This window comes from Labrys okinawensis (assembly GCF_002982075.1).
GTDB lineage: Bacteria > Pseudomonadota > Alphaproteobacteria > Rhizobiales > Labraceae > Labrys > Labrys okinawensis_A.
Window position 1 is genome coordinate 568815 of record NZ_PUEJ01000002.1, and the last position, 24907, is coordinate 593721.

The following is a 24907-nucleotide window of genomic DNA, read 5'->3' on the forward strand; positions in this document are numbered from 1 at the left end:
AGCGATGCGGTCAGCCTTCTCCCCTTGCGGGAGAAGGTGCCCCGAAGGGGGCGGATGAGGGGTCTCGCTACGCGGGTCGAATGTGGTGCAACACCCCTCATCCCCCTGCCGGGACCTTCTCCCGCAAGGGGAGAAGGGAGTGGTTCTGCGGGGTTCGGCGCCCCTCATCACGCAATCACCTCCGCCAGCTTTCGGCCGAGAAATGCCGCCACCTCCTCCGCCTCATCAGCAGCCAGGCCGTGGGTGACCAGGGGACCGTCGAAGCCGATGCGGGCCAGCCCGGCGAGATAGTGGTCGTAGTCGAGCACGCCCCTGCCGGCGGTGGTGAAGCCGCCGGCGGCGTCCCTGTCCTTGGCATGGGCCATGACGATGCGGTCGGCCAGGAGATCGATGGCCTCGGAGACCAGGCGATGCTGCTCGGCGCGCGAAGCCACCTCGAAGAGATTGGCCGGGTCGAGGATGATCTTCAGCCGGGGGCTCGCCATTTCGTCGATGATCGCGCGGGCCTTGGCGGCCGAATCGATGACATTGGCCAGTTCCGGCTCGATGCCGAGATCGACATCGTGCTGCTCGGCGATATCGAGCGCCATTTCCAGACTGGTGGCGAGATCGCGCCAGGCCTCCGGCGTGGCGTTGTCCGGATGGCCGCGCCACTGGTCGTCAGGGTCGCGTGTGCCGGTGCACAAGGTGAGCAGGCGGGTGCCCATGCCGCGGGTTGCGCCGGCGATGACCGCCAGGCCGTCATGGCCGCGCCAGCGCTGGGCCGGATCGGGGTGGATCATGTTGTAGGTAGCGGAGACAGCTGCAACGTCAAGATTCTGGTCGAGAGCTGCGGCATGGACCGCCTCGGCCACGCCAGCCGGAATGGCCTGCGGCATGGAAGGCAGACCCGAACAGGCCATGTTGTATTGCACGCTGCCATAACCCGCCGCGCGGGCCGCCGCCATCACCGCTCCCGGTGTGTCGCCCGGGAAGGTCTTGGCAAAGATGCCGAGCCGCATCACAACTTTCCCTTGACGTCGGCGAGCCGCACGGCACGGCCTTCGCGGACGGATTGGGCGATGGCGATCATAGCCCTGACGGAGGCGACGCCGTCCTCGATGCCGGCGCCGCGCATCGGCGCGCCCTTGAGGATGACGTCGGCGAAGCCCTCCAGCTGCCGGCGGTAGAAATGGCCATCCGCGCCGAGGACACGGGTGGTGGCGCCGTCCTTCTCGCGGAAGATATCGACGTCGCTGCTCTTGTAGTACCAGGGGTTATAGGTCTTGCCGAGCACGCTGCCATGCTCGCCATAGATCTGGAAACCCTCGTGCCAATCCATGCGTACGGCCACCGTGAGGTCGAGATGGCCGAGCGTGCCATTGGCGAAGGCGATGTCGACGAACCAGCAGCGCGCACCGAAGCGCTCGGAAAAGCGCGCCTCGACCTCGACGATCTCGCCGCCGAAATAGCGGGCGGTATCGACGAGATGGCTGCCATGGGCGAGCATGTAATAACGCTGCAGATCGGCCTTGGGGTCGGCGGCCGGCTTGCGCGCCTGCCGGCTGGTGACGATCAGGGGCTGGACGGCATCGGTCATCGGATAGCGATGGGTCGAATCGCAATACCAGGCCTTGAGGGCGAGCATCTCGCCCATTTCCGTGTCGATGAAGGCCTTGGCCGCTTCCAGGCCCGCATCGAAGCGCTTCATATGGCCGACCTGCAGCACCTTGCCGCTGGCCGCCACGGCGGCGCGCAGCGTCTCCACTTCCTCGACGCCGATGCCGGCAGGCTTTTCGCTGAGCACATGCTTGCCCGCTTCCAGCGCAGCGATCGAGGCCGGTACGTGGAAGGCGTCCGAGGTGGCCACGATGACCGCGTCGAGCTGTGGATCGGCCAGCATGGTGGTATAGTCCGAAAAGGTCTTCTCGGGTTTGTGGGTCCAGGCCATGCGCTCCAGGAGGTCGGGCGCGACGTCGCAAATGGCATAGAGGTCGGCATTGCGGGCCTTGGTGCAGCTTTCGAAATGGGCGGCCTGAGCGATGGGGCCGCAGCCCAGCACGCCGACCTTGAGGCGGTGATCTTCCTTCTTCGGCATGGCTGCGTTCCTGTGGATTTCGATAATTTATTTATTATCTAAACAAATAGGAAGCGCAAGGCCTATGCTGCTATGACAGCCTTGCCTGGCCAGAGGCGTCCCGTTTTGTCCACTATATCGGAGGACAGGTCGCTCGAAATCCCGGTCGGGCAGGCATGACAAGGGCGGTGCTTCTGCTATTAGCAGAAAGTGCCTCAAGGTAAGCAAGCGTTCAGTCCTGAACGCGCCTTGCCCGGGGCAGGGCATGTTTGGGCGAAAACCTACTTCTGCTCTAACTGTCCGCATCGATGCGTCTTTGTGTTTCCAGGTGATTCGGCCGAATCGCAAAGCCATTCTAGAGATTCGGGCGGAGGCGACATCATGGCTGACCAGACCTTCGCGCGTTATGTGAACGAGCGGCGCATTCTCACCCAGTTGCGCCTGCAGGGCGCGATGCCCCGGGCCGAACTCGCCCGGCGTCTCGGCCTGACCCCGGCCACCATCACCAATCTGGTCGAGAACCTCACCGCCAGTTCGTTCCTGGTCGAGCAGCGCATCTCCCGAGAAGACAGCCCGCGCCGCGATGTCGGACGGCCTGGTGTGGACATTGCCCTCAATCCGAGCGGCGGCTACTTTCTCGGCGCCGAGATAGGCGTCGGCGTGGTGCGCTTCGCCTTGATCGACCTGGCGCTCGGAGTGGTCGACAGCCGCACCGCGCGCCTGGCCCATCCCGTCGGTCCCGAAGCGGCAGTGAGCGCCATCGCCACCTTTGCCCGCGGCCTGCCGCAACCTCTGCGCTCGATCGGCATCACCGTGCCCGGCCTGGTACGCTCCGACGGCTATGTCGTGCATCTGCCCATGCTGGGCTGGAAGGATCTCAATCTGAAGGCCTTGGCGGAGCAGGCGCTCAGTGCGCCTGTTTTCGTCGAGAACAACGCCCATGCCGCCGCGTTCGGCGAGGTTTATACCCAGCCCGGCCTGCAGGCCGATGCCATCGTCTATCTCAAGCTCGGGGCCGGGTGCGGCGGTGCCGCCATCGTCAATGGGCGCCTCGTCCGCGGAGCCGAAGGGACCGGCAACGAGTTCGGCCATGTCCGCATCCGCGAAACGGGGCCGCGCTGTTCCTGCGGGCAGGAGGGCTGCCTGGAGAATTTCGTCAACATCGCCGCGCTCGAGCGCTCCTACCGACCCGGCCAGGGCTTCGGCGTCGACAGTCTTTCCGCCCTGCCGGCCATGGTGGCCGCCGCTGCCCAGGCCGGCGATCGCAACGCCGGCACCGCCATGGACGAGCTGGCAGGCCATCTCATCCTCGGGCTGACATCGCTGACGAACATCTTCAATCCCAGCACGATCGTGCTCGGGGGCGCCATGCGTCCGGTGCTGGCCGCTCGCCTCGACAGGCTGTCTCAGGCGGTCGGCGCCGGCATTGTGCCCGGGATGACGAGGCCGCAGATCCGCCTTTCGACCCTGGGCGAGATGGAATGCGCCATCGGCGCCGCCACCATTGCCCATCACCAGGATTTCGACGTCTCCAACATCGAAATCGGCAGTTGATGCCCTTAGCGTTTTGCGATTTGACGGCATCATCAAGAATCGCAAAGACGCGTACAACCAAACAATGAGAGCAAAGCGCGCTCTGTCATGAACGCGCTTTGCTCGAGAGATCAGGACGCTTCCTCGTCCACCTGTATCTGCGCCGCCTGCTGCGTGCCGTTGATGGTCGCCGCGCCATAGAAGCCCAGTGCGGACGCCGCGACGCACAGCACCACGGACACGCCGACATTGATCAGCGCCCGCAGGGGCATGTTCATGTGCAGGAGCTCGAAGGTCTGCAGGCTGAAGGAGGAGAAGGTGGTGAAGCCGCCGCAGATGCCGACCATGAAGAACAGCCGCCAGAGATCCGGCATAGGGGCGCGGCCATTGGCAATGGTCAGCGTGCCGAAGAAGGTGATGGCGAAGGAGCCGGCGATGTTGATGAGGACGGTCGCCCAGGGCAGGCTTTGGCTGTAGGGCGCCAGCCACATCCCGATCCAATAGCGCCCCACGGAGCCGATGGCGCCGCCGAGGGCGATCATGATGGTGTTGGCGAGCACGGGTGACATGGATGCTCCGAAAATTCGGTGAGAGAGATGAAGGTTTCGGCCGGCAATAGGCTGGTCCGACGAGGATAGCCGGGGCTTAGGCCCAATGCGGATCATCCAGCAAGGAAACACTGCGATTTGTCATAGCCGGACTTGGCCCGGCTATCCAGAAACCCGCGACTTAACCGGGCTCTGGGCTGGAGTGCCGGGTCAAGCCCGGCGATGACAAAGGTCGTGCAAACTCGAAGGCACCCGAGGGAACGGCATTAGGTTTAGGCCACCGCCAATCTGAAATCCCGGCAATGCCTGATTCATGGCGGAATCAGCCCCAGGCGCCAGGCGATGGCAAGCCCGATCAGGCCGAGAAAGGCCAGGACGAGCCAGATCCGGAGAAGCAGGAAGGGTATCGGCCGTCTTGGTCGCGAAGGGCGCATGGCATACCTCCAGGGAGATCGCTGCGGCACTTCGACGAAAGCGGGAGCTGGGACGAACTCCTACCGGCGCGAAGCACCTGGTAGGAGTCATCAGCCTTGCGGCGGTTTGGGGGGACTCCATCCCCTATCGATGCCCCACAATACGGCCCGGGTCCTGGCGGGGTCAAGCCGTTGGCGGCAACTCCAGCCTGTGCGAGATGCCGATTGCATCAAGGAAGCTCTCGTCGTGGCTGACCACCAGCAGGGCGCCGTCATAGGCACGCAAGCCTGCTTCCACCGCCTCGATCGCATCGATGTCGAGATGGTTTGTCGGCTCGTCCAGGATCAGAAAGGACGGCGGCCTTTCTCCGCCCAGGACGCAGGCGAGGCCGGCCCGCAGCATCTGCCCGCCGCTGAGGCTGCCGGCCTTCTGGAGAGCCGCATCCGCGCGGAACATGAAACGGGCCAGGGCGGAACGGCAGGCGTTCTCGTCCGACTGCGGGTCGAGGCGCTTGAAATTGTCGCGGATCGTCTCGCAGGGGTCGAGCAGGCTTACTTCCTGGTCGAGCAGAGCGGCGCCGGGAAGAACCCACACACTGCCCGCCTGCGGCTGAAGCCTGCCGGTGATCAGGCCGAGCAATGTCGTCTTGCCGCTGCCGTTGCGGCCTGTGACGGCGACGCGCTGCGGTCCGGCGAGCGTGAAGGACAGGCCGTCCAGAACGGGCCGAAGCGGCTCGTAACCGAAACGCAGTGCATCGAGGCGCAGGACCACCTTGTCGGCGGGCAGGCCTGTGGGCGCGAGGCGCACCGACAAGGGCTGCAGGATCTCGAGCCGTTCGCGTGCCTTGGCGAGAGCCTCGCTCGCTTGTGACTGTTGCCGCTCGGCCAGGCGGGCGCCCGCGCCTCCGCTCTTTTCGCTGCGCTCCTTCTTGGCGTCGAGAAGCAGCAGGGGGGCATCACCCTTGGCCCGCGCCTTGCGCCCGGTACTGTCCTTGCGCGCCTTGCGCTCGGCTGCGATCTGCGCCTTACGCTCGGTTTCGTCGCGCCGCTTCTCGGCCTCGGTCAAGTCGCGGCGGGCGGCCGCCAGGTCCAGGGCCTTGCGCGCCCGGTATTGGCTCCAATTGCCGCCATAGACACTGGCGCCGAGCGAGGTCAGCTCGACGATGGCGTCCATGGCCTCGAGCAACTCGCGGTCGTGGCTGACCACCACTGCCCCGCCGCGCCAGCCGGCGAGGAGTTCGATGACGGCCCGCCGTCCCTCGCGGTCGAGATTGTTGGTGGGTTCGTCCAGCAGCAGGAAGTCTGGCTCGGCGAAGACCAGCGCCGCCAGGCCGGCCCGGGTGCGTTGCCCGCCCGACAATGTCGTCAGCGCCGTGCCGGGCTCGATCGGCAGGCCGACCCGGGCCAAGGCCGCGGCGAGCCGGGTTTCCAGTGTCCAGTCGGCCGCGGAGAGCTCTTCGGTGCTGGCGTGGCCGGCTTCCGCCCGGGCAAGCAGGGCCAGCGCATCCGTCACGCCGAAGAGATCGGCGACGGTCTCGTCCGGCCCGACCTGCACGGCCTGACGCAGGCGCCCCAGGCTGCCATGAACGATGACCCGGCCGGACCGGGGCTGCAGGTCCCCTGATATCAGCTTGAGCAAGGTCGTCTTGCCGACGCCATTGCGGCCGACAAGGCCGGACCGTTCAGGGCCGAAGCTCAGGTCGAGCCCGGAGAACAGCGCATGGCCGTCAGGCGTGGACCAGGAGAGATGGGAGAGCGTGATCGAAGCAGGCATGAGGATGGATGATCCCTGACACAAGGCAATGCGGCGTTGCGGTCAGGTTCAGATCCATTGCTTCTCACTCACTGGGGTGGTCGACATCTCCTATCTAGGAGAGTGGGCGAGCTCGCGCAAGGTCCCCGAAGATCGGGTTCGCCCGCAGGCGCTCCACGGCGAAATCGACGAAGGAGCGCACCTTGGCGGAGGGAGCCCGGCCGCCGGCATGCACGATATGGATCGGCATCGGCTCTTCCTCGAACTCGGTCAGCACCGCCCGAAGCGTGCCTTCCCGCAGGGCGGAGTCGACCTGATAGGCGAAGACGCGCACCAGTCCCCAGCCTGAGATGGCAGCCGAGATCCCCGATTCGTTGAGATTGCACATCAGCCGCGGCTGGATGCCGACATGGATCTTCTGGTCGCGGCCGAAGCGCCATTCCAGCCGCGGCCAGGCGCCGATCCTGGCGATGACGCTGTGGCCGGCCAGATCGGCCGGGCTGCGCGGCTCGCCATGCTCGGCGAGATAGGCGGGCGAGGCGCAGATCACCCGCCGCATGCTGCCGACCCGGATCGCCGTCAGCTCCGAATCCGGCAGATGGCTGATGCGGATCGCGACATCCATGCCTTCTTCCACCAGATTGGTGATGCGGTCGAGGAACAGCGTCTGCGCGCTCACCATTGGATGCTCGCCGAGATAGTCCATGACCACGGGCAGGATATGGAGCTGGCCGAACATCACGGGCGCGGTGACGATCAGCGTGCCGGTCGGCGTGGTGTAGGAACCGGCTGCGGCGGCCTCGGCGTCGGCAAGATCGGCCAGGATGCGCTGGCAGTCATGCAGGTAGCGCTCCCCGGTTTCGGTGAGCTTGAGTGAGCGGGTGGTGCGCACCAGAAGCCGCGCCCCGATGGCATCTTCGAGAAAGGCGACGGCGCGGGTGACCGCAGGCGGGCTCATGAACAGACGGCGGGCGGCCTCGGCGAAACCGCCGCTCTCGGCCACCTTCACGAAGACCCGCATGGCCTGCCAGCGATCCATGATGCCCCAGGTTTCGTGAGTTCCAATTATTCCGTTATCTGGAACGATGTCTTCCAATCAATCAATATTCTCTATTCCCACTGAAATGATCAAGATCCTCCCCATCGCGCCGGTGTCCGGCAAGGAGGTCGTCCATGAAGCTCTATCATTATCCCCTGTCGGGCCATTCCCATCGGGCTCACCTGTTTCTGTCGCTGGTGGGCGTGCCGCATGAACTGGTCGATGTCGACCTGAAGGCCGGCGAGCACAAGACGCCGGATTTCCTCAAGCTCAACACGCTGGGCCAGGTGCCGGTTCTCGACGATGGCGGCGTGATCGTGCCCGATTCGCTTGCCATCATCGTCTATGTCGCCCGCAAGCTCGGCCTGGAGGACTGGCTGCCGACCGAACCAGCTGCGGGGGCCGCGGTGCAGCGCTGGTTTTCGGTGGCGGCGGGCCAGCTCCGCATGGGCCCCGCCGCTGCCCGGCTGATCACGGTTTTCGGCGCCAAATACGATGTCGAGCAGACCTTGGCGGCCGCGCACGCCATCCTGAAGCTGATCGATCAGGAACTGGTCGGACACGACTGGATCGTTCTCGATCGCCCGACAGCTGCCGATGTGGCGCTCTACAGCTACATTGCTTCGGCGCCGGAAGGGAATGTCGATCTGACGCCTTATGCGGAGATCGGGGCATGGCTGCGGCGGGTCGAGGCCCTGCCAGGCTTTGTGCCGTTCCAGAAGACCGCAATCGGGCTGGCAGCCTGAGGCTTTCGTGGGCCCGCGAGCATCCCGCTGGCCCTTCTTCCCTCCGAGCATGGCGTCCGGGAGCCGGCGGTGCCGGCGCATCTCGCTCGACCACGTTCCATTGTTTCGGGAAAGGCAAATGTCATGGACGGCAAAGTGCCGGTTGCCACGGATTCGCCGTGGCATGAGGGCGAACTCGCCCTGCAGCGCCGGGCGGGAGCCGCCGAGCGCATGGATGTGGTCGGGCGGCGGGTGCTGCGCGACCATCTGATCGAGCAGCACCGCGACTTCTATCCGCTGCTTCCCTTCATCGTCGTCGGTGCAGCCGATCATGCCGGCGAGATGTGGGCGACGATCCTGGCCGGCCGGCCAGGATTCCTCCATTCTCCCGAGCCCCGCACGCTGCATGTCGCGGCTGGGGCGGATCCCGCCGACCCCTTGGCCTCCGGCCTGGAGGACGGCGCCGCGATCGGCCTGCTCGGCATCGAACTGCATACGAGGCGGCGCAACCGGCTCAATGGCACGGTACGGCGCACGGGGCCCGATGCCTTCGATGTCGAGGTTGGCGAGAGCTTCGGCAATTGCCCGCGCTATATCCGCCTGCGCGACTTCGGCTTCGCACGCGATCCGGCCGCAGCTTCCACGCTGCCGGTCCGGCGCTTCGATCGCATCGAAGGTCCCGCGGCGGCGCTGATCGCCGGCGCCGAGACGCTGTTCATCGCTTCTTCGGTGACACGTGCGGACGGCCGCCGCCAGGTCGACGTCTCTCATCGCGGCGGCAGGCCGGGCTTCGTGGCGCTGCAGGACGATGGCAGCCTGCTGATGCCAGATTTTGCCGGCAATCTCTTCTTCAACACGCTGGGCAATATCCTGGCCGATCCGCGCTGCGGCTTCACCTTCGTCGATTTCGAGACGGGAGACCTGCTCCAGCTCTCGGGGGACGGCGAGGTGATCCTGGAGGGGCCGGAGATCGCCGCCTTCGAGGGCGCCGAGCAATTGCTGCGGTTTCGGCCGAAGCAGATTCTATTGAGGCCGGGCGCCCTGCCGCTGCGCTGGCACTCGCCCGCGGACGGTGCCTCGCCCCATTCCCTGGCGACGGGGAATTGGGAGGAGGCGCGTGCCTTGCTGGAAACGGGCTTCAGGCAACCTTGAGCAGGACGATCAGCGCGTAGCTGACCACGCCGAGGGCGAGCAAAGACAGAATCACCGTCGAGGTCACCCGCGGCCCGGCCTTGGCGACGGCCCGGATGTCGACGGTGAGGCCGAGCGCGGCCATCGAGATGATCGTGAGCGTATTGGCTGCCGAGGCGATCGGCTGGAGCGAGGCCTGGGGCAGGAGGCCGAAGGAGCGCAGCGCCATCATCACCAGGAAGCCGATGATGAACCAGGGCACGATCTGGCTGAGGCGGGGACGTGCCTGGGCGGGGGCGCCTGCCGCCGAGGCATCCGCCTTACGCCGGATATCGCTGAGCAGGGCCAGGACCACGATGACCGGGCCGAGCATCAGCACGCGGGCGAGCTTAACGAGGGTGCCGATCTGCACGCTCAGGGCGGCGACGGGCGCGGTGGCGGCCAGAACCTGCGGCACGGCATAGACGGTCAGCCCGGCGAAGACGCCATATTGCCCCGCCGTGAGGCCGAGCGCGGGTACCAGCAGCGGCAGGCCGATCACCGCGACCACGCCGAGCACGGCGGTGAAGGCGATCGAGGCGGCGACGTCCTTGCCATTGGCGCCGATCACCGGCGCCGTGGCGGCGATGGCCGAGTTGCCGCAGATCGAATTGCCGCAGGCGACCAGCAGGGCCATGTTGTGCGGCAGGCCGAAGGCCCGGCCGATGCCGAAGCTCAGCATGATCGACACCATCACCACGCCGGCGATGCCCGCCATCAGGCCGAACCCGGCATCGGCGATGGCGGCAGCGCTGACGGAGGCGCCGAGCAGGACGACCGCCACCTCGAGCAGGGTCTTGGCGCCGAAGGTGATACCGCGGTCGAAGCGGGGTGCCGGCTGGGCAAAGGTGCGGATCAGGGCGCCGATCAGGATGGCGAGAACGAGGGCCTCCAGCCAGGCCTTGCCGAACAAGCTGGTCTCGATGAGCTCGGCTGCCATGGCGAGGGCGGTGACGATGATGCACAGGCCCGCGCCGGGAAGAATCCCGCGAATTCCCGTCCTATCGCCCAACCAGCTGCTGACCTTGCTGCTCATGATCCACCTGCAATTTACAGGTTTCTTCTGCCTTATTGGCCCTGTTCAATCCATTTCAAAATAGTGTAGAAATCATTGGATCTAATCGAATGATTTTGCCATGACTTTGGAGCAGCTCAGAATTTTCGTGGCGGTGGCCGAGCGGGAACACCTGACGCAGGCCGCGGCCACGCTTCATTTGACGCCGTCGGCCGTCAGCTCGGCCATCCGCGTGCTGGAGGATCGCTATGGCGCGGCTTTGTTCCATCGTGTCGGCCGCCGCATCGAGATGACGCCGGGCGGGCGGGAATTCCTGCCCACGGCGCGGGCGACGCTCGCTTCGGCCAAAGCGGCGGAACTGGCTCTGTCCGAACTCGGCAGCGGGGCGCGGGGCTCCCTTGTGGTCCATGCCAGCCAGACCATTGCGAGCTATTGGGTGGCGCCCTTCCTGGCGCGCTATCACGACGTCCATCCGCATGTCGATCTCAGGCTGGAGATCGGCAACACCCAGAGCGTCACCCAGGCCGTGCTGGAGGGAGAGGCCGAGATCGGCTTCATCGAGGGCGCCGTCGACGAGCCGGCCCTGTCGGTGCAGACGGTGGCGCATGACCGGCTGATCGTGGTGGTGGCGCCGGGCCATCCCTGGGCCGACGGGCGCACGGTGCGGCCCTATGACATCGCCACCGCGCGCTGGATCATGCGCGAGGAAGGGTCCGGCACACGTTCGGTCTTCGAGGAGGCGTTGCGGGGGCGGGACGTCGATCCCAGCGCCCTCGAAATCGCTCTGGTGCTGCCGTCCAACGAGGCGGTGCGTTCGGCCGTGCGCTCGGGGCCCTTCGCGACCGTAATGTCGGAACTGGTGGCGGCGCCCGATTTGCAGGCGGGCCGGCTGGTGCGAATCGCCTTCGACATGCCGCCCCGCGCCTTCCGCATGCTGCGCCACCGCGAGCGCTACCGCACCAAGGCCTCGCAGATGCTGGAGATGGTGATCACCCAGACTGGCGGGTGAGGCCGTCTCTCAGCCGCCGCTGGTCGCGGGGAGCCGGGTCAGCCAATAGCCGCCGGCCAGGATCATGAGGCAGCCGAGCCCGGCCTTGAGATCGGGAACCTCGCCGAAGGCGAGGAGGCCGAGCAGGGCGGCGAACACGATCCAGCTGTAGCCGATCGGCCCGGCCACCGCGATGTCGGCGAGGCGGTAGCCCCTGATGTTGCAATATTGGGCGAGGATCGCCACGGGGCCGAGCATCAGGCAGGCCAGGATCGGGCCCGGGCCGACGCTCTTCCAGCTCAGCCAGGCCGGCACCAGCATCAGGAGGAAGCTGAACAGGTTGACATGGGCCAGCATGGAAAGTGGCGTGTCGCCCCTGGTCAGCCGTTTCACATAGATGATCTCGAAGGCCATCAGCACGGCGCCGAGCAGGGCCATCGCGGCGGGAATGGTGACGTCGCCGAAGGGCGTGGCGGCCGAATGCTGGCCGATCACCACCGCGAGCGCCCCGAGGCCGCAGGTGAGGCCGGCGAGCCAATGGCGCCAACCGACGGCCTCGCCGAGCATGACCACGGCAAGGGCCACCACGAAGATGCCTTCGAGCAGCCCAACGGCGCTGGCGGCGGCAACCGGCATATGGGCGGCGGCGTAGATGGCCGACAGGCCGCCGAAACAGCCGAAGCAGGCGCGCAGGAAATGCTGGCCCGGCCGCGGGCTGCGCAGGGCATCGAGCGATTGCCCGCCGGCTTTCGTCACGACGAGGAGGGTGACGAAGCCGCTGGCATAGCGCAGCAGGAGGATCTGCGGAATCGCTAGCAGGGGGCCGGCAAAACGGCCCGAGGCGAAGATCAGGGTGAACAGGGCGGTGCCGACCAGGAGCCAGAGGGCGCCCCTGGCATTGGCGCCCATGCCGGGCGCCCCGGCCAGCGGCGTTGATTTTGCTGCAATCGTCATGCTTGATGAGGTCACAGATTTCATCCCTGCAAACAAACGCGTTCTTTGATTGCTGCATGAGGAAAATCGATGCAGACGCCTCGTCGTCTTCCGTCCCTCAACGCCGTGCGCGTCTTCGAGGCAGCGGCTCGCCTCGGCAGCCTGAAGGCGGCGGGCGAGGAATTGGGCGTGACGGCCAGCGCCGTCAGCCACCAGGTGCGCCATCTGGAGGAAGGGCTGGGCGTGCGCCTGTTCGCCCGTTCCAACAATGCCATCGAGCTCACGGCGGAGGGGGCGCGTTTCGCGGCGGCGACCGCGCCTGCCCTCGACATCATCGCGGCGGCGGCCTCCGCGCTGCAGCGCGATGCCAACGAGGTCCTGGTGCGCGCCTCGGTATCGCTGGCCCTGCGCTGGCTGATTCCGCGCCTCGGCGGCTTTCGCCAGGCCCACCCTTCCATCCGTGTCCGCCTGGAAACACCGGTCTCGGCGATCGCCGACCATGACGATATCGATCTCGTCATCGGCTATTCCCGGGCGGAAAATCCTGTCCAGGGAGGAGCGGTGCTGTTCGACGATGTCTGCGTCGTGGTGGCCGCCCCCGATGTGGCCGCCCGCTATCGCGATGCCGGCGCCACGGAACTGGCCGCTTCGGGAGCCCTGATCTCGGCGACGCAGGACGACTGGGACTGGCGCCGCTGGGCCGAGGTCAATGGCGTCGACTGGCGCGAGGTGCGCATGGCCAACCGCTTCGAGATCGATGATGCGGCCTGGGAAGCGGCGAGCGCGGGCCTCGGCATGACTTTGGCCTCCCCGCGCCTGATCGAGCGCGAGCTGCGCAACGGCCTGCTGGCAATCGTCGGCCCGCAGGACGGGCTGCTGCTCGGCAATTACTGGGTGCGTGCCCGCCCGCCCATTCGACGGGGCGCCGAACTCTTCCTGGCCTGGCTGCTGGAGACCGCGGCCGAGGCCACCTGAAAGTCTGCCCGGAACGCCCGCTCTTGCCGGGGAGGCGATTGGGGCGCAAGCTGGATATGGCCGCCGTCAGGCTCCGCCTCGGAGCCGGCAGCCGGGGGACTGCGCCATGCCGGAAATCATCAGCATCAAGGGCCTGGAACTTCGCTTCCTGCACAGCAAGGCTGACACGCAGGGCAGCCTCGATATGTTCGAGATGACCGTTCAGCCGCATGCCCGCATGCCGGTCGCGCATTATCATGAGAGCTGGGACGAAGCGGTCTACGGTCTCGAAGGCGAGATGACCTTCCGAATCGGAGATGGCGAGGTCCGGCTGAGGGTGGGAGAGAGCCTCTTCATCCCGCGCGGCATTGTCCATGCCTTCCGCAATGATGGGCAGGCGCCGGCGACTTGCCTCGTCGTGCTGACGCCCGGCGTGCTCGGCATCGACTATTTCCGCGAAGTGGCGGCATTGCTGGCTTCAGACGCCCCCGACCTCGCCGAGATGGGCGCGATCATGCGGCGATACGGGCTGGTGCCCGCTCCCCTGAACTGAAGCGCGCCTACTTCCCGATCGGCAGCAGCTCCAGAAAGGCCTTGCCGGCCGGGCTGAGCCCCTGCTTGCGGACGGAAGCGTGCAGGTCGCGGCGCAGCGGCGGCGTCAGCCGGCGGACCGCCAGGCCGCTGGTGTCGTCCGGCAAGGTGAGGTCGGGCATCACGGTGAGGCCGATGCCCTCGCGCACCATACCGAAGATGGTGGCGTTGTCGCGTACCAGGAACAGGACGTTCGGCTTGCTGCGGGCCGCGGCCAGCGCATCGTCGACCTGGCGGTTGCCGCCTCCACCGGGGAAGATGGCGCGCTCGCCGTCGATCGCCTCCAGGCCGATCGAAGCATTCTTGGCGAGGGGGTGGCCCGCCGGCAGGATCAGCACGAAATCGTCATTGGCGACGATGCTGTTGTCGAGTTCGGGATGCGGCTCGCCGCTGATGCCGATATCGACGGCATCGGCGAGCACCCAGTCGTTGACCTCCTCGTCGGTGCCCAGATGCAGGGTGATGCCGGCCTGGGGATAGAGTGCCCGGAACGGCTTGAGCCAGCCCGGCAGCAGCTTGGCTGCCGCGCTTTGCACCGAGCCGATGCGCAATGTCGTCCCCGCCAGCTTGTCGCTCGCCCTGGTGACGGCGGCCAGGCGCTGGGCTCCCGCCAGCAGGGCCTGAGCCTCCACCAGGGCGGCTTCGCCGAGATCGGTGAGCTTCACGCCCACGCGTGTGCGGATCAGCAGCTTGGCGCCGAGGGCGTCCTCCAGCCCGGCAATCGCTTGGCTCACGGCCGATTGGGTAAGATGGATGTGCTGAGCGGCAGCGGTGAAGCCGCCGGTCTCGGCGGCGGCGACGAAACAGCGCAACTGGGTGAAGGTGATATTCGGATGCATGATCGGTGGAGCCTGGCGAAGCAGTGACCCTAATATGAAGGTGAGCGCTTCGCTTTCCCAGCACGCAGCCTCGGATCGCTCTTTCCAGACGCAGATATTAACTCTTTCCTACGAGCCGGATGCGCCGGCAGACTCTTTAGGTTAAGAAAGAGCGAGATCAGAGCATTTTGCGATTTTGCGGATGCGGCAGGAATCGCAAGGACGCGTCGGAGCAGAATGCTTAGGCAAGGCGGGTTTCCGCCAAGAGCGCGCCTTGTTTTAGGAGATCGAGCAGGGGTGATGGCTGACGCGGCAGCGCCCGAAGACAGGCCGGAACTTGGGGTTGCAATGCCCGCCAGGAGAAGCTCGCGCACGCTATGGCGGCGCCTCGTCATGGTCGCGATCGGCCTCGCCGCCCTGCCCGTGGTGCTCACCCTCGTCTATACGGTGGTGCCGCCGATATCGCTGCCCATGCTGGGGCGCTATCTCACGGGGCAGTCCGTGGACCGGCGCTGGACGCCGATCGAGAACATCGCGCCGGTGGCCCGCTTCTCGGTGATGGCCTCCGAGGATGGCCAGTTCTGCCGCCATTGGGGCGTCGATTTCGGTGCGATCGCCGATGTCCTGGAGCGAGGCGGCGAGAAGGGGCCGTCGCGCGGCGCCTCCACCATCGCCATGCAGACCGTGAAGAACCTCTATCTGTGGCCGCTGCCGACCTTCGCCCGCAAGCCGCTCGAGGTGCCGCTCGCGGTGTGGACGGACCTGGTCTGGTCGAAGAAGCGCGTGCTGGAGGTCTATCTCAACGTGGCCGAATGGGGCGACGGCATCTACGGCATCGAAGCCGCGTCCCAGCATTATTTCAAGAAGCCGGCCTCCAGGCTGAATGCCCGCGAGGCGGCCCAGCTCGCCGTGGTGCTGCCCAACCCGATCCGCCGCAGCGCCGGCTCGCCGACCCGGCGCCTGCGCAACCTGGCCGGTCTGATCGTCAACCGCGCCCGCAACTCGAGCGGCTATTTCGACTGCGTGAGATAAGGTATCGAGATTCGGGGGAGGCGGAATGCCTGGGACCGCGCATGTCTCGTCCGCTCTTCCTTCCGGCATGCCCTATGCTTCCAAGAGGCGGACGAGACGAGCGCGGTCCCAGGCGTGGCGTTTCCCGCGCGAAAGAATCTCGCTCCAGCCCCTTTCTTCCTGAGTTCTCTTCCTGTATAGGCTGCGCCTTCAATCGATTTTGTCATCGGCCTGTCGTGACTGTCACGGCATCCGCACGCCACGAAGAAGATACCCCAATGGCTGTTCCGAAGCGAAAAACCTCCCGCATGAAGCGCGGCTTCCGCCGTTCCGCTGATGCCCTCAAGGCCCCGACCTATGTCGAGGACAAGGATTCGGGCGAACTGCGCCGTCCGCACCATGTCGATCTGAAGACCGGCATGTATCGCGGCCGCCAGATCCTGACCCAGAAGTCCGACGCCTGAGAGCCGGCGCGGTCTCCGCGCGGCATCTCGTCCGGGCCGGCTGATTGCCGGCCCTTTTGTTTGTCTTGAGTACGGATGCCGGGGCGGGGTCCGGAACTTTTCGTGCACTGAAACACGGGACGCATCGCGCGAGCGTGCGGCCGAATCCTACCTTTCATCCGGTATGGTGCAAGGCGCCCTTGCTGCTCTCATTCGAGAACGGTGACAAACGGGGCGGGTTCTGCCGGTGGATCGAGGTTTTTTCGCCGCGTTTTCGGTGTTTCCCTCATGTTGCGTCGGCCAAGCCTGTGTGTTAGGTGAGCGCTCGTGTTGCGGGGGCGGGACCTTGTCCTTCCTGCGACCGTGAGGAAATTCAACATATCCGCCAAGGGGTTGGGCGGTCGGGTGCGGGGAATCCCGGCTGGACTGCTGTTCTCCCGAAGTGGTTTCAGCAGAGAGACACGTGGTGGCAGGGGAAGAACCGATCGTATCCGGCATGGCAAGCCGCTATGCCAATGCCTTGTTCGAGCTCGCCAGTGAGCAGAACGCCATCGATTCCGTTGCTGCCGATCTCGGCCGTTTCAATGGCCTCGTCGAGGAAAGCGCCGATCTCAAGCGCCTCGTCCGCAGCCCGGTGTTTTCCTCCGAAGAGCAGACCAAAGCCGTAACGGCCGTGCTCGAGCGCGCCGGCATCGGTGGTATTGCCGCCAATTTCATCAAGCTTGCCGCCCATAACCGCCGCCTGTTCGCGGTTGGAGACATGATCGCAGCCTTCACCGCGCTGGTCGCGAAGGCGCGCGGGCAGGCGAGCGCCGAAGTCACGGCGGCCCAGCCGCTTTCCGACGACAATCTCAATGTCCTCAAGGACTCGCTCAAGAGCGCGACCGGCAAGGACGTCTCCCTCAACGTCAAGGTCGACCCGAGCCTGATCGGCGGTCTGATCGTCAAGATCGGCAGCCGTATGATCGACGCCTCGCTCAAGACCAAACTCCAATCGATCAAGATCGCCATGAAAGAGGTCGGCTGATGGACATCCGCGCCGCAGAAATTTCCGCCATTCTGAAGGACCAGATCAAGAATTTCGGCCAGGAAGCCGAAGTTTCCGAAGTCGGTCAGGTTCTCTCCGTCGGTGACGGCATTGCCCGCGTCTATGGCCTCGACAACGTCCAGGCCGGTGAGATGGTCGAGTTCCCCGGCGGCGTGCGCGGCATGGCGCTGAACCTGGAAACCGACAATGTCGGTATCGTGCTGTTCGGTTCCGACCGCGACATCAAGGAAGGCGACACCGTCAAGCGCACCCGCGCCATCGTGGACGTGCCCGTCGGCAAGGGGCTGCTCGGCCGCGTCGTCGACGCCCTCGGCAATCCGATCGACGGCAAGGGTCCGATCCAGTCCGACACCCGCGCCCGCGTCGACGTCAAGGCGCCCGGCATCATCCCGCGCAAGTCGGTGAACGAGCCGATGGCGACCGGCCTGAAGGCCATCGACGCCCTGATCCCGATCGGCCGCGGCCAGCGCGAGCTGATCATCGGCGACCGCCAGACCGGCAAGACCGCCGTGGCGCTCGACACCATCCTCAACCAGAAGCCGCTCAACCAGGGCGACGACGAGACCAAGAAGCTCTACTGCGTCTACGTCGCCGTCGGCCAGAAGCGCTCCACCGTCGCCCAGTTCGTCAAGGTGCTGGAAGAGAACGGTGCGCTCGACTACTCGATCGTCGTCGCCGCGACCGCCTCCGACCCGGCCCCGATGCAGTTCCTGGCTCCGTTCGCCGGCTGCGCCATGGGCGAATATTTCCGCGACAACGGCATGCATGCCGTGATCATCTATGACGACCTTTCCAAGCAGGCCGTCGCCTATCGCCAGATGTCGCTGCTGCTGCGCCGTCCGCCGGGCCGCGAAGCCTATCCGGGCGACGTGTTCTATCTCCACTCCCGCCTGCTCGAGCGCGCCGCCAAGATGGGCAAGGACGCCGGCCTCGGCTCCCTGACCGCGCTGCCGGTCATTGAAACCCAGGCCAACGACGTGTCGGCCTACATTCCGACCAATGTGATCTCGATCACCGACGGCCAGATCTTCCTGGAGACCGACCTGTTCTACCAGGGCATCCGCCCTGCCGTGAACGTGGGTCTGTCGGTGTCGCGCGTCGGCTCCTCGGCGCAGACCAAGGCGATGAAGAAGGTTGCCGGCAAGATCAAGGGCGAGCTCGCCCAGTATCGCGAAATGGCTGCCTTCGCCCAGTTCGGCTCCGACCTCGACGCCACCACCCAGCGCCTGCTCGCCCGCGGCGCCCGCCTGACCGAGCTTCTGAAGCAGGGCCAGTTCTCGCCCCTGAAGATGGAAGAGCAGGTCGTGGTGATCTATGCCGGCGTGAACGGCTATCTCGACAAGATCGACGTCAGCAAGGTGAAGCCCTTCGAAACGGGTCTGCTCGCCAAGCTGCGCGCCGAGGGCTCGATCCTCGAGGCGATCCGTTCCTCCGGCGATCTCAGCGACGACGTTGCCGCCAAGCTCAAGGACCAGGTCGAGGCGTTCGCCAAGACCTTCGCCTGATCCGCAGGAGTATCGTTCGATCACTTCGGATCGAATGATACTCAGAATTTTTAGGGGATAGACGCCTTTTTCGAGTCTCGGAAAAGGCTTCGGCTCTCGATAGGAAGGCGAAGCGATGGCATCGCTTAAGGACCTCAGAAACCGTATTGCCTCGGTGAAGGCGACGCAGAAGATTACCAAGGCCATGCAGATGGTCGCGGCCGCCAAGTTGCGCCGCGCCCAGTCGGCGGCCGAGGCTGCGCGTCCCTATGCCGAGCGCATCGACGCCGTGCTGGCCAACCTCGCCGGCTCGATCGCCGATCCGCGCCAGGCTCCGCCGCTGCTGGCGGGGAACGGCAAGGACCAGACCCATCTTCTGGTGGTCTGCACGGGCGAACGTGGCCTGTGCGGTGCCTTCAACACCGCGATCGCCCGTCTCGCCCGCGAGCAGGCGACGGCCCTGCTCGGCCAGGGCAAGACGGTGAAGATCCTCTGCGTCGGCCGCAAGGGCTATGACGTGCTCAAGCGTCAGTTCGAGAAGCATATCATCGAGCTGGTCGACTTCCGCTCGGTCCGTCAGCTCGGCTTCGAGCATGCCGACCAGGTCGGTGCCAAGATCCGCAAGCTCTATGCCGAAGGCGCCTTCGACGTCTGCACGCTGTACTATTCGACCTTCAAGTCGGTGATCTCGCAGATCCCGACCGCCAAGCGCCTGATCCCGGCCGAAGTGCCGGCCGTGCAGGAAGACACGCAGAAGATCGCCTATGACTACGAGCCGGACGAAGGCGCCATCCTCGCCGACCTCCTGCCGCGCAACATCTCGGTGCAGGTGCTGCGTGCGCTGCTCGAGAACAACGCCTCCTTCTACGGAGCGCAGATGAGCGCCATGGACAACGCGACCCGCAATGCCGGCGAGATGATCAAGAAGCAGACGATCACCTACAACCGCACGCGCCAGGCGATGATCACCAAGGAACTGATCGAAATCATCTCGGGTGCGGAAGCGCTCTGAGGCGGCAGCGATCGGTAAACGGGAACAAGGAGATTCGTGATGTCTTATACGACTTCTGCGTCGACCAAGGGTGGCCGTGAAGGCCGCGCGATTCTCGACAATGGCGGGCTGGCGCTCGCCATGGCGTTCCCCAAGGAGCTGGGCGGCAACGGCGAAGGCCACAATCCCGAGCAGCTCTTCGCACTGGGCTATTCGGCCTGCTACGGCCAGGCGATCGTGGCGCTCGGCCGCAAGCATGGCATCGACGGCAACACCGCCAAGATCACCTGCCAGGTCACCCTCAGCAAGGACGATGTCAGCTTCGCCCTCGCAGTGGAACTGAAGGTGCATGTTCCCGGCGCCGATCCCGCCGCCGTGAAGGCGCTGGTCGAAGATGCCCACCAGATCTGCCCCTATTCCCGGGCGACCCGCAACAACGTACCTGTCACGTTGACCGTCGTCTGATCCGTTTCAAGTATAGAAGAGACTTTTGGAGAACCCCATGGCCAACAAGACCGGACGCGTTGTGCAGGTCATCGGCGCCGTCGTCGACGTCCAGTTCGACGACCATCTGCCCGAGATTCTGAACGCGCTTGAGACCACCAATAACGGCCAGCGCCTCGTGCTGGAAGTCGCCCAGCATCTGGGCGAATCCACCGTGCGCTGCATCGCCATGGACGTGTCCGAGGGTCTGGTCCGCGGCCAGGAAGTCACCGACACCGGCACCCCGATCGCCGTGCCGGTCGGCAATGCCACGCTCGGCCGCATCATGAACGTGATCGGCGAGCCGATCGACGAAGCCGGCCCGGTCAATGGCGACGGCCTGCGTCCGATCCACGCCGCAGCGCCCACCTTCGCCGAGCAGTCGACCGAAGCCCAGATCCTGGTCACCGGCATCAAGGTCGTCGACCTCCTCGCGCCCTATGCCAAGGGCGGCAAGATCGGCCTGTTCGGCGGCGCCGGCGTCGGCAAGACCGTGCTCATTCAGGAACTGATCAACAACATCGCCAAGACCCATGGCGGCTTCTCGGTGTTCGCCGGCGTCGGCGAGCGTACCCGCGAAGGCAACGACCTCTATCACGAGTTCATCGAAGCCGGCGTGAACGACGATCCGCACAACCCCAAGGGCATCCAGTCCAAGTGCGCCCTGGTGTTCGGCCAGATGAACGAGCCGCCGGGCGCCCGCGCCCGCGTCGCTCTGACCGGCCTCACCGTCGCCGAGAACTTCCGCGACCAGGGCCAGGACGTGCTGTTCTTCGTCGACAACATCTTCCGCTTCACCCAGGCTGGTTCGGAAGTGTCGGCGCTCCTCGGTCGTATTCCTTCGGCCGTGGGCTATCAGCCGACGCTCGCCACCGACATGGGCGCGCTGCAGGAACGCATCACCACCACGACCAAGGGCTCGATCACCTCGGTGCAGGCCATCTACGTGCCGGCCGACGACTTGACCGACCCGGCGCCCGCCACTTCCTTCGCCCATTTGGACGCCACGACCGTGTTGTCGCGTTCGATCGCCGAAAAGGGCATCTATCCGGCGGTGGACCCGCTCGACTCGACCTCGCGCATGCTCACCCCGGCCGTGGTCGGCGAAGAGCATTACGCGGTGGCCCGTTCCGTGCAGCAGATCCTGCAGCGCTACAAGGCTCTCCAGGACATCATCGCCATTCTCGGCATGGACGAACTGTCCGAAGAGGACAAGCTGACCGTGGCCCGCGCCCGCAAGATCGAGCGTTTCCTGTCGCAGCCCTTCGACGTCGCCAAGGTGTTCACCGGTTCGGACGGCGTGCAGGTTCCGATCGAAGACACCGTCAAGGGCTTCAAGGGCATCGTGGAAGGCCAGTATGACTATCTGCCGGAAGCCGCCTTCTACATGGTCGGCACCATCGAGCAGGCTGTCGAGAAGGGCAAGCGCCTCGCCGCCGAGGCTGCGTAATCCTTCCTACCCTCCCCCTCGATGGGGAGGGTAGGCCCGAAGGGCCGGGGTGGGGTGGAAACACCATTCCGGTTTGGGGCCCATGAGACCTGCGAGGGTTTGATCTCCGGTCACCCCACCCCGAGGCTTCGCCTCGACCCCAGACCATTCATGAGGAATGGTCGACCCCATCGAGGGGAGGGTAAAGTTTAAAGCTCAAGGACCGCATCGATGGCCAGCTTCCAATTCGAACTCGTCACGCCTGAGAAGCTGCTGTTCTCCGGCCCTGTCGAATCCGTCGTCGTGCCGGGCAGCGAAGGTGACTTCGAGGTGCTGTCCCAGCACGCGCCGGTGATGTCGACCATCCGGCCCGGCGTGATCGTGGTCAAGGAAACCGCCTCGGGTTCGCCCAAACGCCTGTTCGTGCGTGGCGGTTTTGCCGACGTCAACCCCCAGGGCCTCACCATTCTGGCCGAGCAGGCCGTGGCGGTGGAGGAACTGACCGCCGAGAGGCTTCAGAGCGAAATCCAGGCGGCCGAGGCCGAGGTCAGCGCCGCTGATGGCGACGCCGCCAAGGCCAGCGCCGATCTCAAGCTCGGCCAGCTCAAGGAATTGCAGAAGAACCTGCACTGAGAGGCGCCAACAGCGCTCTTGCAACAACATCCATGTCTCGCGGCGGCAGAAGCGATTCTGCCGCCGTTTTCGTTGAAACAGCGGCCTGCTTTGGTGTTGCCGCTCCTCTGGCTGGCATCCTGCCGGTCATACTAACGGTCTCGATGCTTGACCGACCAAGCATGACATCTGAGCCAAACATCGCGACTGTCGGTATAGGGCCTGCCTGCATGCCGGTCCGAAGACCGGCACACCGATCACGGCGTGATCTACGCGTTCAGCTGGATCGTAGCCAGCAAGGCCTTGGCGACCTCGGTCGTGACGCGGCGCTTATAGCGTTCATGCACCATCTGGCCGTTATGGAAGACCTTGTGCTCGACATAGACCATATGGCCGTCCCAGCGCAGAATATTGTCGGTCTCCGTCGTCTCGATGACATTGAGTCCCGGTACGAGCTGCCCCTCGGTGGTCTTGTCGCGCATCCGGCCATTCCTCCTTGATTCTCGTTACGGGCTGCCGGTCAGCATGCCCGACTTCGTGGGACGATGAAAAGGGGGAAGCGCGCGCCGCCACGGTGATTCCTGCTTCGGCATGCGATCCGCTCTTGACTGATTGAACGTTCAAAATATTGTAGAGGCCATGTCCGCCCAACCTCTCTCTTTGCCCGATCGCCCGACCAGGCTGCGCCGTGTCGATGCCGGTGACGTGCGCCGTCGGCAATTGATCGAGGCGACCATCGTGGCCATTGCGGAAGTGGGCTTCAACGCCACCACCATCGCGGAGATCGCGCGGCGGGCGGAGGTGTCCACCGGATTGGTATCCTTCTATTTCGGCGACAAGGACGGCCTGCTGGAGGCGACCTTGCGCCATCTCGCCCGCCAATTGTCACGCGCGGCGGCGGCTCGCATGCGCGATGCCGCCACGCCGCGGGCCCGTGTGCAGGCGGTGATCGACACCATGCTCGGGCGCAGTCAGTTCGAACGACGCATCGGAACGGTCTGGCTCGCCTTCTGGGGGCAGGTGCCGCATTCGCCGCGCTTTGCCCGGGTGCAGCGGGCCTATCACCGCCGCATCGCCAGCAATCTGGCCCATGCGCTGCGGCCGATCCTGATGCCGGAACCGGCCCGGGCACTTGCCGAGACCATCGCCTCGATGATCGATGGATTGTGGCTGCGGGCAACGCTGGCCAACGATCCTGACGGGCGCATGCCGCGTGCCGTCGCGACCGGCTTTGTCGACAGCCAGTTCATGCTGCTCGGCCTCGGCCGCTGAATTGTACCAAGCGGGGCGGTTGCCGCCTCGCGGGAAGAACGTGTCTGAACACAATAGGAGCGCGCTGCCGATCTCCCCGGGGAGCGGACGGCGGCTTAGCCCGAGGAGGCAGAGAAATGCGCTACGGCGTTGTGAAGAACCATATCGGCGGCGCCTTCGTCGACGCCACCTCGGGCGAGACCTTCGCCTCGGTCGATCCGGCCACCGGCGAGACCATCGCCGAGGTCGAGCAGGCGGGCGATGCCGATATCGAACGGGCGATCGAGGCCGCCAAGGCCGGTTTCAAGGTGTGGTCGCGCATGACGGGCGCCGAGCGCGGCCGCATCCTCAAGCGTACGGCCGACATCCTGCGCGAGAAGAACGCGGCGCTGGCCGAGATCGAGACCCGCGATACCGGCAAGCCGATCCAGGAAACCGTCGCCGTCGACGTGCTGTCGGGCGCGGACTGCCTGGAATATTTCGCTGGCATCGCCGCCACCCTCACCGGCGAGCATGTCGATCTCGGCCCGTCGGCCTTCGGCTACACCCGCCGCGAGCCGCTCGGCGTCGTGGCCGGCATCGGGGCCTGGAACTATCCGATCCAGATCGCCTGCTGGAAGTCGGCCCCGGCGCTCGCCTGCGGCAATGCCATGATCTTCAAACCCTCCGAGGTGACGCCCCTGACGGCGCCCTATCTCGCCGAGGCCTTCAAGGAAGCCGGCCTGCCGGATGGCGTGTTCAACGTGGTCCAGGGCGATGCCCGCGTCGGCAAGGCGCTGGTTGCCCATCCCGCCATCAAGAAGATCTCGCTGACGGGCGAGGCCGGCACCGGCCGCATCATCATGGCCAACGCCGCCAAGACGCTGAAGCACGTTACGCTGGAACTCGGCGGCAAGTCGCCCCTGATCGTGTTCGAGGACGCCAAGCTCGACAATGCCGTTTCCGGCGCGCTGCTGGGCAATTTCTATTCGGCCGGTGAGGTCTGCTCGAACGGCACGCGCGTCTTCGTGCACAAATCGGTGAAGGACGCCTTTCTCGCCAAGCTCAAGGCGCGGGTCGAGAAGATGGTGATCGGCGATCCCCTCGATCCCAACACCCATGTCGGCTCGCTCGTCAGCCAGGAGCACCTGGAAAAGGTGATGTCCTATGTCGAGAAGGGCAAGGCCGAAGGGGCCAGGCTGCTCACCGGCGGCCAGCGCGTCACCACCGGCGCGCTCGCCAAGGGCGCCTTCGTCGCTCCCACCATCTTCGACGGCTGCCAGGACGACATGGCCATCGTGCGCGAGGAGATCTTCGGCCCGGTGATGACGGTGTTGAGCTTCGAGGACGAGGACGAGGTGGTCGCGAGAGCCAACGACACCGAATATGGACTGGCGGCGGGCGTGTTCACCAACGATCTCTCCCGCGGCCATCGCGTCATCGCCAATCTGGAAGCCGGCACCTGCTGGATCAACCAGTACAACGTCACGCCGATCGAGCTGCCTTTCGGCGGGGTGAAGCTCTCCGGCCTCGGGCGCGAGAATTCGCGCGCGGCGGTGGAGCACTACACCCAGATCAAGAGCGTCTATGTCGCCCTCGGCGATATCGACGCGCCGTATTGAGTCTGGGAGCGCGGACGT

26 protein-coding genes and 1 riboswitch are annotated in these 24907 nt (G+C 65.6%); of the genes, 16 read left to right on the forward strand and 10 right to left on the reverse strand.

Features of this window, described 5'->3' with window-relative positions; all coding sequences use genetic code 11:
- Positions 1 to 167: 167 nt before the first annotated feature.
- The gene (locus tag C5L14_RS06200; RefSeq protein WP_105861152.1) at positions 168 to 1001 is read right to left on the reverse strand and encodes a sugar phosphate isomerase/epimerase family protein; all 834 of its coding nucleotides are present in this window, start codon (positions 999 to 1001) and stop codon (positions 168 to 170) included.
- Positions 1001 to 2077 (reverse strand): Gfo/Idh/MocA family protein, encoded by a 1077-nt coding sequence (locus tag C5L14_RS06205; RefSeq protein WP_105861153.1) that lies wholly within the window; start codon positions 2075 to 2077, stop codon positions 1001 to 1003. Before C5L14_RS06205 ends, C5L14_RS06200 begins: the two co-directional genes overlap by 1 nt.
- A gap of 360 nt (positions 2078 to 2437) precedes the next feature.
- Between C5L14_RS06205 and C5L14_RS06210 the strand changes: the two genes are divergently transcribed.
- A complete protein-coding gene (locus C5L14_RS06210; RefSeq protein ID WP_105861154.1) occupies positions 2438 to 3610 on the forward strand; it encodes an ROK family transcriptional regulator in 1173 nt (390 codons plus the stop codon).
- Between the two features lie 110 nt (positions 3611 to 3720).
- Here the strand turns inward: C5L14_RS06210 and crcB are convergent, their stop codons facing one another.
- The 4 genes from crcB to C5L14_RS06225 all read right to left on the reverse strand — a co-directional run bounded on the left by crcB (position 3721) and on the right by C5L14_RS06225 (position 7342).
- Complete coding sequence (gene crcB / locus C5L14_RS06215; RefSeq protein ID WP_105861155.1) at positions 3721 to 4158, reverse strand: fluoride efflux transporter CrcB; 438 nt, start codon at positions 4156 to 4158, stop codon at positions 3721 to 3723.
- Between the two features lie 290 nt (positions 4159 to 4448).
- Positions 4449 to 4571 (reverse strand): hypothetical protein, encoded by a 123-nt coding sequence (locus C5L14_RS30800; protein WP_281062560.1) that lies wholly within the window; start codon positions 4569 to 4571, stop codon positions 4449 to 4451.
- A gap of 74 nt (positions 4572 to 4645) precedes the next feature.
- Positions 4646 to 4705: riboswitch (Fluoride riboswitch) on the reverse strand.
- Positions 4706 to 4734: 29 nt separating this feature from the next.
- Positions 4735 to 6324 (reverse strand): ABC-F family ATP-binding cassette domain-containing protein, encoded by a 1590-nt coding sequence (locus C5L14_RS06220; protein ID WP_105861156.1) that lies wholly within the window; start codon positions 6322 to 6324, stop codon positions 4735 to 4737.
- A gap of 94 nt (positions 6325 to 6418) precedes the next feature.
- On the reverse strand, positions 6419 to 7342 hold the full coding sequence (locus C5L14_RS06225) for a LysR family transcriptional regulator (protein WP_105861157.1): 924 nt from the start codon (positions 7340 to 7342) through the stop codon (positions 6419 to 6421).
- A 134-nt stretch (positions 7343 to 7476) separates the two neighbouring features.
- Between C5L14_RS06225 and C5L14_RS06230 the strand changes: the two genes are divergently transcribed.
- Together C5L14_RS06230 and C5L14_RS06235 are read left to right on the forward strand one after the other, a co-directional pair.
- Positions 7477 to 8088, forward strand: coding sequence for a glutathione S-transferase family protein (locus tag C5L14_RS06230; protein ID WP_105861158.1), 612 nt, complete (start codon positions 7477 to 7479; stop codon positions 8086 to 8088).
- Positions 8089 to 8211: 123 nt separating this feature from the next.
- Positions 8212 to 9219, forward strand: coding sequence for a pyridoxamine 5'-phosphate oxidase family protein (locus C5L14_RS06235; RefSeq protein ID WP_105861159.1), 1008 nt, complete (start codon positions 8212 to 8214; stop codon positions 9217 to 9219).
- On the opposite strand, the gene C5L14_RS06240 is transcribed toward C5L14_RS06235, so the two are convergent.
- On the reverse strand, positions 9206 to 10273 hold the full coding sequence (locus C5L14_RS06240; protein WP_105861160.1) for a YeiH family protein: 1068 nt from the start codon (positions 10271 to 10273) through the stop codon (positions 9206 to 9208). The two genes, C5L14_RS06235 and C5L14_RS06240, sit on opposite strands and share 14 nt — an antisense overlap.
- A 100-nt stretch (positions 10274 to 10373) precedes the next feature.
- Here C5L14_RS06240 and C5L14_RS06245 point away from each other — a divergent pair, with 100 nt between their 5' ends.
- Positions 10374 to 11261, forward strand: coding sequence for a LysR family transcriptional regulator (locus tag C5L14_RS06245; protein WP_105861161.1), 888 nt, complete (start codon positions 10374 to 10376; stop codon positions 11259 to 11261).
- Between the two features lie 9 nt (positions 11262 to 11270).
- On the opposite strand, the gene C5L14_RS06250 is transcribed toward C5L14_RS06245, so the two are convergent.
- On the reverse strand, positions 11271 to 12194 hold the full coding sequence (locus C5L14_RS06250) for a DMT family transporter (RefSeq protein WP_181161047.1): 924 nt from the start codon (positions 12192 to 12194) through the stop codon (positions 11271 to 11273).
- Between the two features lie 69 nt (positions 12195 to 12263).
- Here C5L14_RS06250 and C5L14_RS06255 point away from each other — a divergent pair, with 69 nt between their 5' ends.
- Positions 12264 to 13148, forward strand: coding sequence for a LysR family transcriptional regulator (locus C5L14_RS06255; protein ID WP_146126849.1), 885 nt, complete (start codon positions 12264 to 12266; stop codon positions 13146 to 13148).
- A 106-nt stretch (positions 13149 to 13254) separates the two neighbouring features.
- Positions 13255 to 13680, forward strand: a complete 426-nt coding sequence (locus C5L14_RS06260) for a cupin domain-containing protein (protein ID WP_105861163.1) — start codon at positions 13255 to 13257, stop codon at positions 13678 to 13680.
- 7 nt (positions 13681 to 13687) lie between these two features.
- On the opposite strand, the gene C5L14_RS06265 is transcribed toward C5L14_RS06260, so the two are convergent.
- Positions 13688 to 14557: a LysR family transcriptional regulator gene (locus tag C5L14_RS06265; protein WP_105861164.1), complete on the reverse strand. Its 870-nt coding sequence runs from the start codon at positions 14555 to 14557 to the stop codon at positions 13688 to 13690.
- Between the two features lie 279 nt (positions 14558 to 14836).
- On the opposite strand from C5L14_RS06265, the gene C5L14_RS06270 reads away from it, so the two are divergent.
- The 8 genes from C5L14_RS06270 (at position 14837) to C5L14_RS06305 (ending at position 22058) form a co-directional block, all read left to right on the forward strand.
- On the forward strand, positions 14837 to 15568 hold the full coding sequence (locus C5L14_RS06270; protein WP_245196838.1) for a transglycosylase domain-containing protein: 732 nt from the start codon (positions 14837 to 14839) through the stop codon (positions 15566 to 15568).
- A gap of 257 nt (positions 15569 to 15825) precedes the next feature.
- On the forward strand, positions 15826 to 16011 hold the full coding sequence (gene rpmF / locus C5L14_RS06275; protein WP_068294749.1) for a 50S ribosomal protein L32: 186 nt from the start codon (positions 15826 to 15828) through the stop codon (positions 16009 to 16011).
- Positions 16012 to 16456: 445 nt separating this feature from the next.
- The gene (locus C5L14_RS06280) at positions 16457 to 17017 is read left to right on the forward strand and encodes a F0F1 ATP synthase subunit delta (RefSeq protein WP_105861349.1); all 561 of its coding nucleotides are present in this window, start codon (positions 16457 to 16459) and stop codon (positions 17015 to 17017) included.
- Positions 17017 to 18543 carry a F0F1 ATP synthase subunit alpha gene (gene atpA, locus C5L14_RS06285; RefSeq protein WP_105861166.1) on the forward strand — a complete coding sequence of 509 codons (1527 nt, stop codon included), beginning with the start codon at positions 17017 to 17019 and terminating at the stop codon, positions 18541 to 18543. Before C5L14_RS06280 ends, atpA begins: the two co-directional genes overlap by 1 nt.
- Positions 18544 to 18658: 115 nt before the next feature.
- Positions 18659 to 19534 carry a F0F1 ATP synthase subunit gamma gene (locus tag C5L14_RS06290; RefSeq protein WP_105861167.1) on the forward strand — a complete coding sequence of 292 codons (876 nt, stop codon included), beginning with the start codon at positions 18659 to 18661 and terminating at the stop codon, positions 19532 to 19534.
- 39 nt (positions 19535 to 19573) lie between these two features.
- Complete coding sequence (locus C5L14_RS06295) at positions 19574 to 19978, forward strand: organic hydroperoxide resistance protein (protein WP_068294760.1); 405 nt, start codon at positions 19574 to 19576, stop codon at positions 19976 to 19978.
- Between the two features lie 37 nt (positions 19979 to 20015).
- Positions 20016 to 21446 (forward strand): F0F1 ATP synthase subunit beta, encoded by a 1431-nt coding sequence (gene atpD / locus C5L14_RS06300; RefSeq protein WP_105861168.1) that lies wholly within the window; start codon positions 20016 to 20018, stop codon positions 21444 to 21446.
- A 210-nt stretch (positions 21447 to 21656) separates the two neighbouring features.
- Positions 21657 to 22058: a F0F1 ATP synthase subunit epsilon gene (locus tag C5L14_RS06305; protein ID WP_105861169.1), complete on the forward strand. Its 402-nt coding sequence runs from the start codon at positions 21657 to 21659 to the stop codon at positions 22056 to 22058.
- 248 nt (positions 22059 to 22306) lie between these two features.
- Here C5L14_RS06305 and C5L14_RS06310 read toward each other — a convergent pair whose 3' ends face one another.
- Positions 22307 to 22519 (reverse strand): hypothetical protein, encoded by a 213-nt coding sequence (locus C5L14_RS06310; RefSeq protein ID WP_105861170.1) that lies wholly within the window; start codon positions 22517 to 22519, stop codon positions 22307 to 22309.
- 157 nt (positions 22520 to 22676) lie between these two features.
- On the opposite strand from C5L14_RS06310, the gene betI reads away from it, so the two are divergent.
- Both betI and betB read left to right on the forward strand, forming a co-directional pair.
- Positions 22677 to 23309 carry a choline-binding transcriptional repressor BetI gene (gene betI, locus C5L14_RS06315; RefSeq protein WP_105861171.1) on the forward strand — a complete coding sequence of 211 codons (633 nt, stop codon included), beginning with the start codon at positions 22677 to 22679 and terminating at the stop codon, positions 23307 to 23309.
- A 116-nt stretch (positions 23310 to 23425) separates the two neighbouring features.
- On the forward strand, positions 23426 to 24889 hold the full coding sequence (gene betB / locus C5L14_RS06320) for a betaine-aldehyde dehydrogenase (protein WP_105861172.1): 1464 nt from the start codon (positions 23426 to 23428) through the stop codon (positions 24887 to 24889).
- Positions 24890 to 24907 lie beyond the last annotated feature (18 nt).